Source organism: Streptomyces roseolus (genome assembly GCF_014649855.1).
Lineage (GTDB): Bacteria > Actinomycetota > Actinomycetes > Streptomycetales > Streptomycetaceae > Streptomyces > Streptomyces roseolus.
This window is the reverse complement of record NZ_BMTV01000001.1, coordinates 50185-64657: the sequence shown is the minus strand read 5'-3', so window position 1 is coordinate 64657 and position 14473 is coordinate 50185. Positions and strand designations below refer to the sequence as shown.

Below are 14473 nucleotides of genomic sequence, written 5' to 3'. Positions count from 1 at the left end.
AACGAGGCACAGATGACCGACCCGGTGACGCTGGACGGCGAGGGCACGATCGGCGAGTTCGACGAGAAGCGCGCCGAGAACGCCGTACGAGAGCTCCTCATCGCGGTCGGCGAGGACCCGGACCGCGAGGGCCTGAGGGAGACGCCGGCGCGCGTGGCGCGGGCGTACAAGGAGATCTTCGCCGGGCTGTGGCAGCGGCCCGAGGACGTGCTGACGACCACGTTCGACCTGGGCCACGACGAGATGGTGCTGGTCAAGGACATCGAGGTGTATTCGACCTGTGAACACCACCTCGTCCCGTTCCGCGGGGTGGCCCACGTGGGGTACATCCCGTCCACCACGGGCAAGATCACGGGTCTGTCGAAGCTGGCCCGGCTGGTCGACGTCTACGCCCGCCGCCCCCAGGTGCAGGAACGTCTCACCACGCAGGTGGCGGACTCGCTGATGGAGATGCTGGAGCCGCGTGGCGTCATCGTCGTCTTCGAGTGCGAGCACATGTGCATGTCGATGCGCGGCATCCGCAAGCCGGGCGCGAAGACCATCACCTCGGCGGTCCGGGGCCAGCTGCGCGACCCCGCGACCCGTGCCGAGGCGATGAGCCTCATCATGGCGCGCTGACGCGCTCCCGCGACGGTCTCAGGCCCGGGCTCCGCCCGGGCCTTCGTCGTCCTCCGGGAGCTTGCAGACGCGTTCCAGGAAGAGGGCGGCGGCGATGACGGCGAGGCCGGCGAGGACCGCGGCGGCGGCGTAGAGGGCCTGGTCGCGGCGGGCGGGGACGTCGAGGGAGCCGAGGAGGAAGACGCCCACGCCGCCGTAGAGGCCGGCGACGAGGGCGGCGACCAGGGCGCTGGCCTGGCCGAAGACGACCGCGCGGGCGGCCATCAGGGGTTCGACGCCCTTGGCGCCGGGGCGGCGCTCGCGCTGGGCCTTGAGGCGGGCCCGGATCGAGAGGGCGGTGGCGGTGAGGACCACCGCGATCACCGCGAGGACGACGGGTGCCGCGAGCGGCACGCTGGGGAGCGTGCCGACCGAGTCCCAGAGGCGGGCGCCGCCCCAGGAGAGGATGCCGGCGACCAGGAAGAGTCCGGCGAGCACTTTGAGCCGCAGTTGTTTCACCGGGAGTCCTTCACGTGGTCGCGGGTGGTCTGCCACGTAGCGTAACGATTACTCGGGGAGACGGAGTTCCAGGTCGGGGCGGGGCGTCAGGCCCGTGCGGCCGACGGCGGCCAGGAGGGCGGTCACGGCGCCGTGGCCGGGGAGCTGGGCCTCGGGGTCCACGTCGTGCCAGGGGGCCAGCACGAAGGCGCGCTGGTGGGCCCGGGGGTGCGGGAGGGTGAGGACCGGGTCGTCGGAGACCACGTCCGCGTAGGCGACGATGTCGACGTCGAGGGTGCGGGCGCCCCAGCGCTCGTCCCGGACGCGGTGGAAGGCCTCCTCGACGGCCTGGGCGCGCTCCAGGAGGGAGGAGGGCGGCAGGGTGGTCCGTACGACGGCGACGGCGTTGAGGTACGAGGGCTGGCTGCCGGGCTCGACGCCCCAGGGCTCCGTCTCGTAGACGGGGGAGACGGCCTTGACGCGGAGGCCGGGGGTGTCGGCGAGGGCGTCGACGGCTCCCTGGAGGTTCTCCAGGCGGTTGCCGAGGTTGGCCCCGAGGGCGACGACGGCCCATCGGGGGTTGGAGAGGGTGGTGTCGGCGGCGTCGACGGTCTCGACGACGGAGGCCGGCACGGGCTGGACGGTGGGGTCGCTCTGGCTCGGTTTCATCGTCGGCTCCGGGTGATCGTGATGGTGACGTCGTCGAAGGGGACGGTGATGGGGGCGTCCGGCTTGTGGACGACCACCTCGACCTCCTGCACGCCCGCGTGGCTGAGGCACTGCTGGGCGATGCGCTCGGCGAGGGTCTCGATCAGGTCCACGGGCTCGCCCTGGACGACGTCGACGACCTCTTCGGCGACGATGCCGTAGTGGACGGTCTTGGTGAGGTCGTCGTCGGCGGCCGCCGGGCGGGTGTCGAGGCCGAGGACCAGGTCCACGATGAAGGTCTGTCCCTCCTCGCGCTCCTTGGGGAAGACGCCGTGGTGACCTCGGGCCTTGAGGCCGCGCAGCGCGACACGATCCACGCGAATCACTCCTGCTGTCGTAGTTGCGGAGGCACGCAGCCGGGTGCGGACGGCCGGGTGTCCTCCATCGAATCTACCTGCGGCCCCCGACAGCGCTTGCTGTCGGGGGCGTCAGGCGGAGGGTCCGGCGTCGTCGGCGGGGGTCGCGGGGGGCGTGTCGTCGTCGGCTTCGGCGATGACGGGGGAGGCGTGGTGGGACCAGATCCGCCACCCTTCGGGGGTCCTGCGGAAGGTGTTGGTGGCGACGACGAGCTGGCCGACGAGGGGGCCGAGCTCGGCGCCGTCCTCGGCGGGTCCGCCGCTGAGGATGTTCTCGGTGCAGGTGACGAGGGCGGTGTCGTCGGCGAGGGAGATCCGTACGTCGGTGAGGAAGAACTGGATGTAGTCGGTGTGCGCCATGATCAGCGCGTACGAGCGGAGGACCTCGCCGCGGCCGGTGAGGACGGGCCAGCCGGGGTGGACGCAGGAGATGGTGGTGGCGCCGTCGTCGAGCCAGAGGTCTTCGAGGCGGTCGAAGTCGCCCTCCTCCAGCGCCGCGTAGAAGGCGGTGTTGGCGGCTTCGACGGCGGCGAGGTCGGCCTCGCGTCCGGCGGGGGCCGGGGGGTCCCCGGCGGTCACCGGGCTCCTTCGACGGCGCGGGCGACGCGGACGGCGTCGGCGGTGGCGCGGACCTCGTGGACGCGGACGGCCCAGGCGCCCTCGTGGGCGGCGAGGGCGGAGACGGCGGCGGTGGCGGCGTCGCGTTCGCGGGCGGGCGGCGGGGTGGCGCCGGGTTCGCGGGTGAGGACGTGGCCGAGGAAGCGCTTGCGGGAGGCGGCGACGAGGAGGGGGCGGCCGAGGGCGCGCAGCTCGGGGAGGTGGGCGACGAGGGCGAGGTCGTGGGGGGCGAGCTTGGCGAAGCCGAGGCCGGGGTCGATCACGATCCGCTCGGGGGCGATGCCGCCGTCGACGACGGCCTCCATGCGGGTGCGGAGTTCGGTGACGACCTCGGTGACGACGTCGTCGTAGACGGCGAGGCTGTTCATGGACTCGCTGAAGCCGCGCCAGTGCATGACGACGAAGGGGACCTCGGCGGCGGCGACGGCGGGGACCATGCCGGGGTCGGCGAGGCCGCCGCTGACGTCGTTGACGAGGGTGGCGCCGGCCTGGACGGCGGCGGCGGCGACGGAGGCCCGCATGGTGTCGACGGAGACGGTGACGCCTTCGGCGGCGAGGCCGCGGACGACGGGGACGACCCGGCGGAGTTCCTCCTCCTCGTCGACGCGGGTGGCGCCGGGGCGGGTGGACTCGCCGCCGACGTCGACGAGGTCGGCGCCCTGGGCGGCGAGGTCGAGACCGTGTTTGACGGCGGTCGTGGTGTCGAACCAGCGGCCGCCGTCGGAGAAGGAGTCCGGGGTCACGTTGACCACGCCCATGACCGCGCAGCGGTCCCACTCGGGGAGGCCGAGGGGAGCGCCCCGGTCGATCGTCGTACTCATATGACCAGCGTAGGGCCCGGCGGGGGCGGGGGCGGTTTCAGGCCGTGCCGACCTCTTCGCGGCCCGCGTGCCGGTGGACCGTGTGGGCGCAGGGGCGGGGGGCCCGGGCGGGGCGGCGGCGGGTGAAGGGGCGGGGCAGGGAGAGGGTGAGGAAGCCTTCGGCCTGCATGGCGGCGAGGCCGATGCGGGGGAGGTCGCGGCCGGCGCGGTAGACGACGAAGCGGGGTTCCCAGCGGGGCTGGAACTTGGCGTTGAACTTGTAGAGGGACTCGATCTGGAACCAGCGGGAGAGGAAGAGGAGGAGGCCGCGCCAGAGGCGGAGGACGGGTCCGGCGCCGATGCGTTCGCCGCGGGCGAGGGTGGAGCGGAACATGGCGAAGTTGAGGGAGACGCGGCGGATGGCGAGGCCGGGGGCGGCCTGGAGGGCGGCGACGATGAGGAGTTCGTTCATGCCGGGGTCGGCGGAACGGTCGCGGCGCATGAGTTCCAGGGACATGCCGTCGGGGCCCCAGGGCACGAAGTGGATCATGGCTTTGAGGTCGCCGTAGGGGCTTTCGGTTCCGTCGGGGTCGGTGAGGTGGGCGGTCGCTATGACGGCGTCGCCGTCGCCGGGGGCGCCGATGCGGCCGAGGGCCATGGAGAAGCCGCGTTCGGTGTCGGTGCCGCGCCAGGCGGCGGCGGCTTCGCGGACGCGGTCGAGTTCGTCGTCGGAGAGGTCGCGGACCCGGCGCACGCGGGTGGTGTAGCCGCCGCGCTCGATCCGCTTGACCATCTGGCGGACGTTGCGCATGGCGCGGCCGGAGAGGGAGAAGGCGTCGACGTCGATGACGGCCTCGTCGCCGAGTTCGAGGGCGTCGAGGCCGGTCTCGCGGGTCCAGACCTGGCCGCCGGTCTCGGAGCAGCCCATGACGGCGGGGGTCCAGGAGTGGGCGCGGGCCTCGTCCATGAAGCGTTCGATGGCGCCGGGCCAGGCCTCGACGTCGCCGATGGGGTCGCCGCTGGCGAGCATGACGCCGGAGACGACGCGGTAGCAGACGGCTGCCTTGCCGCTGGGGGAGAAGACGACGCCCTTGTCGTGGCGGAGGGCGAAGTGGCCGAGGGAGTCGCGGCCGCCGTGCTGGTCGAGGAGGGCGCGGAGGCGGGTCTCGTCCTCGTCGGTGAGGCGGGCGGCGGGGTGTTCGGGGCGCAGGGCCAGGTAGAGGGTGGTCAGCGCGGTGAGCGTGCCGAGGGCGCCGAGGGAGTAGCCGACGGTCCAGTCGACGCCGTGGGTGTAGGCGACGGGTCCTTCGACGCCGACGAGCCCGAGGAGGACGTGTTCGAGGCGGTCGGTGAGGCTGGGGTCGCCGACGACGCGGCGGGGGTGGGCGCTGACGACGACGAGGCCGAGGGCGAGGGAACCGGCGCCCAGCACGACGAAGTTGGCGAGGGCGCGCCAGCGGCTGCGGGGGTCGGGGAGGGCGGCGAACTGGTCGCGGTGGCGCAGCAGCAGGGCGAGCAGGCCGAGGGAGAGCAGGGAGCCGAGGACCGAGTGGCGCCAGACGAACTGGGCGACGGCGCCGAGCGGCAGGAGGAGGACGACGGCGCGCCAGGCGCGTCGCTTGTGGCGCTTGAGGCCGTGGGCGAGGAGGAGCAGGAGGACGCCGGCGCTGAGCGAGACGGCGGCGGAGAGGGGGCCCAGGGTGCCGGGGAGGACTTCGGCGAGGGCGTGGACGCGGCTGGCGCGGAAGCGGGGGAAGACTCCGGCGGCGATGTCGAGGAGGCCGACGAGGGTGCAGGCCGTGCCGATGAGGGAGGGGATCCGTTCCGGCCGTGGGCCGCGGAGAATTCGGCGGACCCGAACCGGAACCGATGATGTTTTGTCCCCATCTACCGTGACAGACATCGCTTCCCGTGCTTCCGTGGTCGTTTTCGGCCCTGTTCGGGACGCCCCTTAGGACGGGGCTGCGCGGGGGCGGGTTCATTCGGGCACGGGAAATTCTCAGGAAGTCGTCGGGACGTCCGGGAAGTCGCCACGAGGGAAGGTGCGGACGTCTGATGGGTCTCACGAGTGGCGCGGCGCTGGTCACGGCGGTGGCGGCGGCCCTCGCGCTGTTCGCGGTCACGGTGCTGTGGTGGCCGCGGCTCGCCCGCCGGGGGTGGCGGCCGGTGCTCGGCAGGGTGGGGCTGCTGTTCGCGACGCAGCTGGCGCTGTTCGCGGCGGTGGGGCTCGCGGCGAACCGTTCGTTCCTCTTCTACGGCTCCTGGGCCGATCTCTTCGGCCAGGAGCAGGAGATGGGGGTGGTCGTCGACCACGGCGCCGCCGCGAAGGACGTCCGGGTGGTGGGGACGCGGGCGGTGGACGTGCCGGGCGGGGCGCGGCCGTCGGTGGGCGGGCAGATCCAGGAGGTGGTGGTGCGGGGCGACCGGTCGGGGATCACCTCGCCGGCCTTCGTGTACCTGCCGCCGGAGTACTTCCAGGAGCGGTACGCGCAGCGGTCGTTCCCGGCGGCGGTGGTGCTGACGGGGTATCCGGGCACGGCGGAGAACCTGATCAAGGGGCTGAAGTACCCCCGGACGGCGTACCTCCAGGCGAAGGAGGGGCGGATGCAGCCGATGGTCCTGGTGATGCTGCGGCCGACGGTGGCGCCGCCGCGGGACACCGAGTGCGTGGACGTGCCGGGCGGCCCGCGGACGGAGACCTTCTTCGCGGAGGACCTGCCGCGGGCGGTCTCGGAGTCGTACCGGGTGGGGTCGAAGCCGCGGAACTGGGGGTTCATGGGGAACTCGACGGGGGGTTACTGCGCGCTGAAGATCGCGCTGCACCATCCGGACCGGTTCGCGGCGGGCGCGGGGTTCTCGGCGTACTACCGGGCGGCGGAGGACGTGACGACCGGCGACCTGTTCCACGGGGACCGGGAGCTGCGGCGCCGGGCCGACCTGCTGTGGAGCCTGGACCACCGGCCGCAGCCGGCGTCGTCGTTCCTGGTGACGACGTCGAGGACCGGCGAGGGGAACCTGAAGGCGACGCGGGAGTTCATCCGGAAGGTGAGGGCGCCGGCCCGGGTCTCCTCGATCACGCTGGAGAGCGGCGGGCACAACTTCACCACGTGGAACCGGGAGATCCCGCCCGGCCTGGTGTGGATGAGCGGGAAGCTCCGGGCGGACTGAGCCCCGGGGCCGGCCCGGCGGATCACGGCCGGGCGGGTCCTACGCGTCGGCGCGGCGCAGCGCGCGGTGCACCCCGGCGGGGGTGAGGGTGCCGAGCGGGCGGCCGTCGGCGCCGGTGACGGTCAGGTGCCCGGAGTCGTCCTGGAGGAGGAGGGCGAGCGCGTCCTTGAGGGTGCCTCCGAGGGGTACGGAGCGGGGCGCGGGGCCGGGTGCCGCACCCGGTACGGGGGCGGGGGCGTCGTCCGGCAGCGGGTCGAGGTCCTCGGCCGTGACGGGGGTGACGGCGAGGCGCTTGAGGGCGCGGTCGCCGCCGACGAAGTCGGCCACGTACGGGGTGGCGGGGGAGGCGAGGACGGTGGCCGGGGTGTCGAACTGCTCGATGCGTCCCTGTCCGTAGACGGCCATGCGGTCGCCCATCCGGACGGCCTCCTCGATGTCGTGGGTGACGAGGAGGACGGTCTTGCGGACGGTGGCCTGGAGGGCGAGGAACTCGTTCTGGAGCCGTTCGCGGACGACCGGGTCGACGGCGCCGAAGGGCTCGTCCATGAGGAGGACCGGCGGGTCGGCGGCGAGCGCGCGGGCGACGCCGACGCGCTGGCGCTGTCCGCCGGAGAGCTGCGCGGGGTAGCGGGAGCCGTGGACGGCGGGGTCGAGGCCGACGAGTTCGAGGAGTTCGGCGGCACGCGCGCGTGCGGCGGTCTTCTTCCAGCCGAGCAGGGCGGGGACGGTGGCGGTGTTGTCGAGGACCGTGCGGTGGGGGAAGAGCCCGACCTGCTGGATGACGTAGCCGATCTTGCGGCGCAGGGCGACGGGGTCGACCCCGGCGATGTCGTGGCCGTCGACGAGGACGCGGCCGGCGGTCGGTTCGACCAGCCGGTTCACCATCATCATCGTGGTCGTCTTGCCGCAGCCCGAGGGGCCCACGAGCGTGACGAGCTCACCTTCGGCGACCTCGAAGGAGAGGTCGTCGACCGCGGTGGTGCCGTCCGGATAGCGCTTGGTCACCTGTTCGAACCGGATCATGGGCCCATTGTGTCCCCTCGTCACCCGGCGTGTGTGAAGGAGGTGTTGCGGCGAGGTGGCGGATGGGCGCCACGAGGCCGCGGACCGGCCGATCCGTCGGTGGCGCGGGTTAGGGTCGTCGTCAGACACACGTTCTAGCGGCGGCGACCTGGGGGAGGTCCGGATGAGCGCGCCGAACTGCCTGGTCGCCAACGACTGGATCTGCGGGGAGTACCTGCGCACCCGCCGCGAGGAGCTGACCGACGCGCTGGTCCAGCACATCGGCCTCACCGCCGCCTCCGTGGCGATCGCGCTGCTCGTAGCCGTGCCGCTGGCCCTCCTGGTGCGGGCCCGCCCGCGCCTGGCCACCCCCGTCCTCGGGCTCACCACCCTGCTCTACACGGTGCCGTCGCTCGCCATGTTCTCGCTGCTGCTGCCCGTCTTCGGGCTCTCCTCCGCGCTCGTCGTCACCGGCCTCGTGCTGTACGCCCTGACGATCCTCGTGCGGAACGCGCTGGCCGGCCTCGAAGCCGTGCCGGCCGAGACCCGGGAGGCCGCCCGGGGCCTCGGCTTCGGCCCCTGGCGTCTGCTCTGGCAGGTCGAACTGCCCCTCGCGCTGCCGGTCCTGATGGCCGGCGTCCGGATGGCCACGGTCTCCACCATCGCCCTCACCACCATCGGCTCGGTCGTCGGCCGCGGAGGCCTCGGCAATCTCATCGAGGACGCCCTGCCCACCTTCTTCAAGGCGCAGGTGCTCGCCGCCTCGGTGCTCTGCGTGCTGCTCGCCGTCGTCGCCGACGTGCTGCTCCTGGGCCTCCAGCGGCTGCTCACGCCCTGGTCCAGGGCCCAGGGCGCGCCGGGGGGTGAGTGAGGTGGGGGTCGTGACGGACGCGTGGACCTGGCTCACCACCGGCGCGCACTGGACCGGCGAGGAGGGCATCGGGGCGCGCCTCGCCGAGCACGTGTACGTGAGCGGGCTCGCGCTGCTGATCGCCGGCGCGGTCGCGCTGCCGCTGGGCCTCTGGCTCGGCCACCTCGGGCGCGGCGGCGCGCTGGCGGTGAACGTGTCGAACGTGGGGCGGGCCGTCCCGGTCTTCGCGGTCCTCGCCCTCTTCATGGTCTCCCCGCTGCGGAACGCGGGATACGTGCCGACCGTGACCGCGCTGGTCCTCTTCGCGATACCGCCGCTGCTGACCAACGCGTACGTGGGCGTGCGCGAGGTCGACCGGGCGGCCGTCCGGGCCGCCCGGGGCATGGGGATGACGGGCCTTCAGGTCTTCGGCCGGGTGGAGCTGCCGCTGGCGGCCCCGGTGGTCATGACGGGGGTACGCTCCGCCGCCGTGCAGGTGGTCGCCACCGCGACCATCGCCGCCATGGTCGGCCAGGGCGGCCTCGGCCGGATCATCACCGCCGGCTTCGCGCTGTACGACACCGCCCAGGTGGTCGCGGGCGCCGTCCTGGTGGCGCTGCTCGCGCTCGTGGTGGAGGGCGTGCTGGTCGGCGTGGACCGGCTCCTGGTGCCCCGGCCGCCCCGGACTTGACGTACTCGGAACACCGAAAGAGAAGGACGGAAAGACGTGAACAGGATCTCGCGCGCCACCGGCGCGCTGCTGGGTGCCGCCGTGCTGGCCGTCTCGCTCACCGCGTGCGGCGGCGACAGCCTGGAGAAGGGCAAGGAGACGAGCTCCGGCGGCGACAAGGGCTCCCTGGTGGTCGGGGCCGCCGCCTTCACCGAGTCGAAGGTGCTCGCCGAGCTGTACGCGCAGTCGCTGCGGGACGCGGGCTACTCGGTCTCGGTCACCACCGTGAAGAACCGCGAGCTGTACGAGCCCGCCCTGGAGAAGGGCGAGATCGACGTCGTACCGGAATACGCGGCGACGCTCGCGGAATTCCTCAACGCCAAGGCGAACGGCCCGAAGGCGCCCGAGGAGAAGCCGGTCGCCTCCGGTGACGCGAAGGCCACCGTGGAGGCGCTGCGGAAGCTCGCCGAGCCGCGCGGACTGAAGGTCCTGGAAGTGGGTGGGGCGGTCGACCAGAACGCCTTCGCGGTGTCCAAGGAATTCGCCGAGAAGAACAAGCTGAAGACGCTTTCGGATCTCGGCGCGGCGAAGCTGAAGGTGAAGATCGCGGCGGGTGACGAATGCGCGGTCCGCCCCTTCTGCGCCCCCGGTCTGAAGAAGACCTACGGCATCGACGTGACGGGCGTCGACCCCAAGGGCGTCGGCACCCCGCAGGCCAAGCAGGCCGTCAAGGACGGGGTGGACCAGCTGGTCCTCACCACCACCACGGACGCCACGATCGACGGCTTCGGCCTGGTCTTCCTGGAGGACGACAAGCACCTGCAGAACGCGGACAACGTGCTGCCGGTGGTGAACGCGAAGGAGGCCGGCGCGCCCGAGGTCGCCGCCGCCCTCGACAAGATCACCAAGGTGCTGACCACCGCGGATCTCGCCGAACTCAACCGCAAGGTCGACGCCGAGCGGGCGAAGCCGGAGGACGTCGCCGCCGCCTATCTGAAGGAGAAGGGGCTGGTCGGCAAGTAGTCGCCGGAGAGGGGAAGTCGGCCCGAAGCGGAAGCGGAACGCGGTCTGCCCGATTCCGTTGACGAGAAGTGGCCAAATGATTGCCGGGCCGACCCCCCACTCCGCGCCTACGCACGGTAAATTTCAGGCCATGCCACGTGGACGCCACCGTCATTCCCCGCCTCTGCACAAGCTGATGCCGCCCTCCGCGGTCGCCGGCGTCGCGGTCGTCTGCGCCGCGGCGGCCTGGATCCCCGGGGAACTCGTGGTCGTGCGGCTGCTCGCCGTCGCGGCGTCGGCGGCCGCCGTCACCGGTGCCGTCCTCATGCGCGGCTGGGACCGCAGCGCCGGCCGCCAGGTCGCCGAGCTGACCCGCGCCCGCACCGCCGACCAGTGGAAGGCCGAGGAGCGCCTCGCCGAACTGGAGGCGGACCTGGAGGAGTCCCGCGCCCTGCGCATCCGCCTCGACGCCAAGCTCCGCGCCAAGCGCGTCGAACTGGCCGGACTGCGCGGCGAACACGCCGACCTGCTGCGCCGCTACGCGACCGCCGAGACCGAGCGCGCCAGCGCCCTCGAAGGGCAGCGCGTCCTGGCCCAGGCCAACGCCGAAGCCCCCAAGGAGCTGCCCGCCGGCGGGTCGACGCCCACCCCGGAGGCGTACCGCCGCGCCGCCCAGGCGCTCCGCGACCTGCCCCGCAACGCCGCCGCCCAGCAGGCCCGCCGCACCGCCGAGGCGGCCCGCGCCCGCGACCTCGCCGAGCGCGCCGCGCAGGCGGAGGAGCCGCGCGGCCGGCACGCCGCCGAGCACGACCACCCGGCGGGCCAGGACGCCCCGGCGGCGCTCGCCCCCGCGGCCACCGCGAAGGTCCTGCCCCCGGCGGCCCCGGAGCGGACCCCGGCCGTCCCGGCGGCCAGCGCGATCGCCCCGTACGCGGCCCGCCGGCCCGCCCCCCGCCCCGAGGGCGGCTTCGACTTCTTCGGCACGCAGACCGGCACGCAGACCGGCCAGGCAGGGACGCAGACCGGCCGGGCCGGGACGCGGGCCGGTACGGACAAGGCGGCCATCGAGGCCGTCGAGGGCACCGACCTCGCCGACGTGGTGGGCGAGGAGGTCCTGGAGGAGGCCCGCGCGGCCGCCGCCCTCCCGGCGCGGGGCCCCGCCCTCACCCCGGTCCCGGCCTCGGCCGCCGTCGCCCCGCGCCCCGAGCGCGCCGACGAGGAGCCCGTGGTGCCCCGCCCCTCCGCCGCCGGACCGATCGGCCAGGTCATCGACCTGACCGCGCACGACGAGACCGAGCAGCTCGACCTCGCCGAACTGCGCGGCGCCGTCAACCGGTGACCCACCGCCTCGGCCTCCTCCGCCCGGAGGAGGCCCCGGCCCGCCGCGACGAGCTGATCGCCCTGTGCGCCCAGGCCTTCGCCGGCGCCCCCTGGCACGACACCCCGCTCGGCGCCGTACGGACCGCGGACCGGCTCCTGGAGTCCGCCGCCCGGAGCGACGGCTTCCACGCGGTGACGGCCCTCGGCCCCGAAGGCGAACTCCTCGGGCTCGCCGCCGGCTGGACCGGCACGGCCCTCTCCGGGGCGGACCCCGCCTTCGAGCTCGCCGAACTCCTCGTCGCCCCCGCCCACCAGGGCCGCGGCCTCGGCCGGGCCCTCCACGACGCCCTCCTGGCGGCCGCGGGGACCGGGCCCGCGCTGCTCATGACCCTCGACGTGCCGGAACTGAGGGACCGGTACGCCCGCTGGGGCTGGACGGTCGTCGACCGCCGCCGCCCCGCCCGGGAGGACCGCGACTACGTGGTGATGCGCCGGGGCTGAGCGGCCCGGGCGGTCACTTGTCGATGTCGCCGACGACGAAGAAGAACGACCCCAGGATCGCGACCATGTCCGCGACCAGCGTCCCCGGCAGCAGCTCCACCAGCGCCTGGATGTTGTTGTACGAGGCCGAGCGCAGCTTCAGCCGGTACGGGGTCTTCTCGCCCTTCGACACCAGGTAGTAGCCGTTCAGCCCCAGGGGGTTCTCGGTCCAGGCGTACGTGTGCCCCTCCGGCGCCTTCAGGACCTTCGGCAGCCGCTGGTTGACCGGGCCGGGCGGCAGCTCGGCGAGCCGGTCCAGGCAGGCGTCCGCCAGCTCCAGGGAGTTGTGCGTCTGGTCGAGGAGGCACTCGAAGCGGGCCAGGCAGTCGCCCTCCTGCCGGACCACGACCCGCAGGGTGTCCTGGAGTTCCCCGTAGGCCAGGTACGGCTCGTCGCGCCGCAGGTCGAAGTCGACGCCGGAGGCGCGGGCGATGGGCCCGGACACCCCGAAGGCGTGCACGGTCTCCGGGGCCAGGACGCCGACGCCGCGGGTGCGGGCCCGGAAGATCTCGTTCCCGAGGACGAGCCGGTCGTAGACGTCCATCCGCGACCGCACGTCCGCGACCGCCTGCCGGGCCCGGCCCAGCCAGCCCGCCGGCAGGTCCTCCTTGAGGCCGCCGACCCGGTTGAACATGTAGTGCATCCGGCCGCCGGAGACCTCCTCCATCACCGTCTGGAGCTCCTCGCGCTCCCGGAAGGCGTGGAAGACGGGCGTGATCCCGCCCAGCTCCAGCGGGTAGGACCCCAGGAACATCAGGTGGTTCAGGACCCGGTTCAGCTCCGCGAGCAGCGTCCGCAGCCAGACCGCCCGCTCCGGCACCTCCATGCCGAGCATCCGCTCGACGCCCATCACCACGCCGAGCTCGTTGGAGAAGGCGGAGAGCCAGTCGTGACGGTTGGCCAGCATGACGATCTGGCGGTAGTCGCGCGCCTCGAAGAGCTTCTCGGCGCCCCGGTGCATGTAGCCGACGACCGGCTCCGCGTGCCGGATCACCTCGCCGTCGAGCACCAGCCGCAGCCGGAGCACGCCATGCGTGGAGGGGTGCTGCGGGCCGATGTTCAGCACCATGTCGGTGCTCTCCGCCGCGCCGCCGATGCCGACCGTGGTCTCCGTCATGCCGGACAGTATCCCCCGCCACCCGCCCCGCCGACGGGCGAGCCCCCGACCTGTGGACAACTCCCGCCCTGTGGAAAAACCACGGGGCTGTGGATACCTCCGCACCGCGGAAAAGCACGGCGCTGTGGATACCGCCGCACCGCGGACGGCTCACACCCGCTGGCTCAGCCACAGGAAGTCGCCCAGGCCTCCGCGCGCGGTCAGTTCGGCCGCCTCCCCGGCGCGGGACAGGGCCCGCACGTACGCCGCCGGGTCCGTCGAGGCGAGCGCCAGCGGCGGGCGCCCGCCGGAGACGCCGAGGCCGCGCAGCGCCTCGCGCTGGGTCGTCAGCTCCGCCGGCACGCGCGCGTGGACCGCGGCCGCGCAGGCGTCCAGGGCCACGTGGGAGGTCAGGTCGCCGGTGCCGTCCGGGACCGGCGGGACCTCCCGGCCCGCCCGGAAGCCGGTCAGCGTGCCGAAGGGCGGCCGGGAGTCCCGTACGTGCCCGTAGTCCACGGCCACCGCCAGGCCCGCCGCCAGCGAGCCGACCGCCGCCGCCCACGCCTCGTCCCGGGGCAGGCCGATCTCGGCCCGCCCGCCCGGCCCCGCCGACGGCCACCAGCGGGCCAGCCACTCCGCGTCCGGGCCCGTGACCGGGGCGCCGAGCCGCTCGGTGCCGTCGGCGCGGACCTCCACGTACCGGACCGTGCCGTCCTCGGCCGTCTCGGCGACGTCCACCGGCACGTTGTCCAGCCACTCGTTCGCGAAGAGCAGGCCGCGCACGCCCTCGGGGAACCGGTCGGTCCACCGCACGCGCGCGTGCAGCCCGTCCGGCCGGGCGGCCCGCTCCACCGCGTACGCCCGCACCCGCAGCCCCGCCGGGACCGCCGCCAGCACCCCGGCCGTCAGCTCGCCCCGGCCCGCGCCCACGTCCACCAGGTCGACCTCGTCGGTGCCCAGCTCCTCCGCCGTCGCCACGAGCAGCCCGGCCACCGCCTCCGCGAAGAGCGGCGAGGCGTGCACCGAGGTGCGGAAGTGCCCCGCGGGGCCCTCGGGGCGCAGGAAGAACCCCCCGGGGCCGTACAGCGCCTCCTCGGTGGCCTCCCGCCAGCCCCGCCACTCCCGACCGCCCCGCGGCCGTGCCGTCCCGCCCGTCACCTCATTCGTCACGCGCCCCAGTCTCCACCCCGGGGTGTACGGGTCCCGCCGCGAGGATCGACCGCTCGGTTGATCCCCCGCCCGCGGGCT

General features: G+C 74.0%; 16 protein-coding genes. 7 read left to right on the top strand and 9 right to left on the bottom strand.

Annotated elements, in window-relative coordinates:
* Positions 1 to 12: 12 nt before the first annotated feature.
* Positions 13 to 618, top strand: a complete 606-nt coding sequence (gene folE, locus IE245_RS00310; RefSeq protein WP_189944520.1) for a GTP cyclohydrolase I FolE — start codon at positions 13 to 15, stop codon at positions 616 to 618.
* Positions 619 to 636: 18 nt separating this feature from the next.
* Here the strand turns inward: folE and IE245_RS00305 are convergent, their stop codons facing one another.
* From IE245_RS00305 to IE245_RS00280, 6 genes are all read right to left on the bottom strand, one after another.
* Positions 637 to 1116: a DUF3180 domain-containing protein gene (locus IE245_RS00305; protein WP_189944519.1), complete on the bottom strand. Its 480-nt coding sequence runs from the start codon at positions 1114 to 1116 to the stop codon at positions 637 to 639.
* Between the two features lie 48 nt (positions 1117 to 1164).
* Entirely contained in the window at positions 1165 to 1764 is a 600-nt protein-coding gene (gene folK, locus IE245_RS00300) for a 2-amino-4-hydroxy-6-hydroxymethyldihydropteridine diphosphokinase (protein ID WP_189944518.1), read from the bottom strand.
* Positions 1761 to 2120, bottom strand: coding sequence for a dihydroneopterin aldolase (gene folB, locus IE245_RS00295; protein ID WP_056569486.1), 360 nt, complete (start codon positions 2118 to 2120; stop codon positions 1761 to 1763). Before folB ends, folK begins: the two co-directional genes overlap by 4 nt.
* Positions 2121 to 2231: 111 nt before the next feature.
* Entirely contained in the window at positions 2232 to 2738 is a 507-nt protein-coding gene (locus IE245_RS00290) for a nuclear transport factor 2 family protein (RefSeq protein ID WP_189944517.1), read from the bottom strand.
* Entirely contained in the window at positions 2735 to 3598 is an 864-nt protein-coding gene (gene folP, locus IE245_RS00285; protein WP_189944516.1) for a dihydropteroate synthase, read from the bottom strand. The genes IE245_RS00290 and folP overlap by 4 nt, the downstream gene beginning before the upstream one ends.
* A 37-nt stretch (positions 3599 to 3635) precedes the next feature.
* Complete coding sequence (locus tag IE245_RS00280) at positions 3636 to 5480, bottom strand: phosphatidylglycerol lysyltransferase domain-containing protein (RefSeq protein WP_189944515.1); 1845 nt, start codon at positions 5478 to 5480, stop codon at positions 3636 to 3638.
* A 152-nt stretch (positions 5481 to 5632) separates the two neighbouring features.
* On the opposite strand from IE245_RS00280, the gene IE245_RS00275 reads away from it, so the two are divergent.
* Positions 5633 to 6745 carry an alpha/beta hydrolase gene (locus IE245_RS00275; protein ID WP_189944514.1) on the top strand — a complete coding sequence of 371 codons (1113 nt, stop codon included), beginning with the start codon at positions 5633 to 5635 and terminating at the stop codon, positions 6743 to 6745.
* Between the two features lie 39 nt (positions 6746 to 6784).
* On the opposite strand, the gene IE245_RS00270 is transcribed toward IE245_RS00275, so the two are convergent.
* Positions 6785 to 7768: an ABC transporter ATP-binding protein gene (locus tag IE245_RS00270; protein ID WP_189944513.1), complete on the bottom strand. Its 984-nt coding sequence runs from the start codon at positions 7766 to 7768 to the stop codon at positions 6785 to 6787.
* 163 nt (positions 7769 to 7931) lie between these two features.
* On the opposite strand from IE245_RS00270, the gene IE245_RS00265 reads away from it, so the two are divergent.
* The 5 genes from IE245_RS00265 to IE245_RS00245 all read left to right on the top strand — a co-directional run bounded on the left by IE245_RS00265 (position 7932) and on the right by IE245_RS00245 (position 12090).
* Complete coding sequence (locus IE245_RS00265) at positions 7932 to 8618, top strand: ABC transporter permease (RefSeq protein WP_189944512.1); 687 nt, start codon at positions 7932 to 7934, stop codon at positions 8616 to 8618.
* Position 8619: 1 nt separating this feature from the next.
* Positions 8620 to 9288 (top strand): ABC transporter permease, encoded by a 669-nt coding sequence (locus tag IE245_RS00260; protein WP_189944511.1) that lies wholly within the window; start codon positions 8620 to 8622, stop codon positions 9286 to 9288.
* Between the two features lie 36 nt (positions 9289 to 9324).
* Positions 9325 to 10290 (top strand): ABC transporter substrate-binding protein, encoded by a 966-nt coding sequence (locus IE245_RS00255; protein WP_189944510.1) that lies wholly within the window; start codon positions 9325 to 9327, stop codon positions 10288 to 10290.
* Between the two features lie 130 nt (positions 10291 to 10420).
* Positions 10421 to 11608, top strand: coding sequence for a hypothetical protein (locus IE245_RS00250; RefSeq protein ID WP_189944509.1), 1188 nt, complete (start codon positions 10421 to 10423; stop codon positions 11606 to 11608).
* Positions 11605 to 12090, top strand: coding sequence for a GNAT family N-acetyltransferase (locus IE245_RS00245; RefSeq protein WP_189944508.1), 486 nt, complete (start codon positions 11605 to 11607; stop codon positions 12088 to 12090). Before IE245_RS00250 ends, IE245_RS00245 begins: the two co-directional genes overlap by 4 nt.
* A 13-nt stretch (positions 12091 to 12103) precedes the next feature.
* Here the strand turns inward: IE245_RS00245 and IE245_RS00240 are convergent, their stop codons facing one another.
* Positions 12104 to 13246, bottom strand: a complete 1143-nt coding sequence (locus IE245_RS00240) for an NADH-quinone oxidoreductase subunit D (RefSeq protein WP_189944507.1) — start codon at positions 13244 to 13246, stop codon at positions 12104 to 12106.
* 150 nt (positions 13247 to 13396) lie between these two features.
* Positions 13397 to 14395: an SAM-dependent methyltransferase gene (locus tag IE245_RS00235; RefSeq protein ID WP_229851001.1), complete on the bottom strand. Its 999-nt coding sequence runs from the start codon at positions 14393 to 14395 to the stop codon at positions 13397 to 13399.
* Between the last annotated feature and the right edge of the window lie 78 nt (positions 14396 to 14473).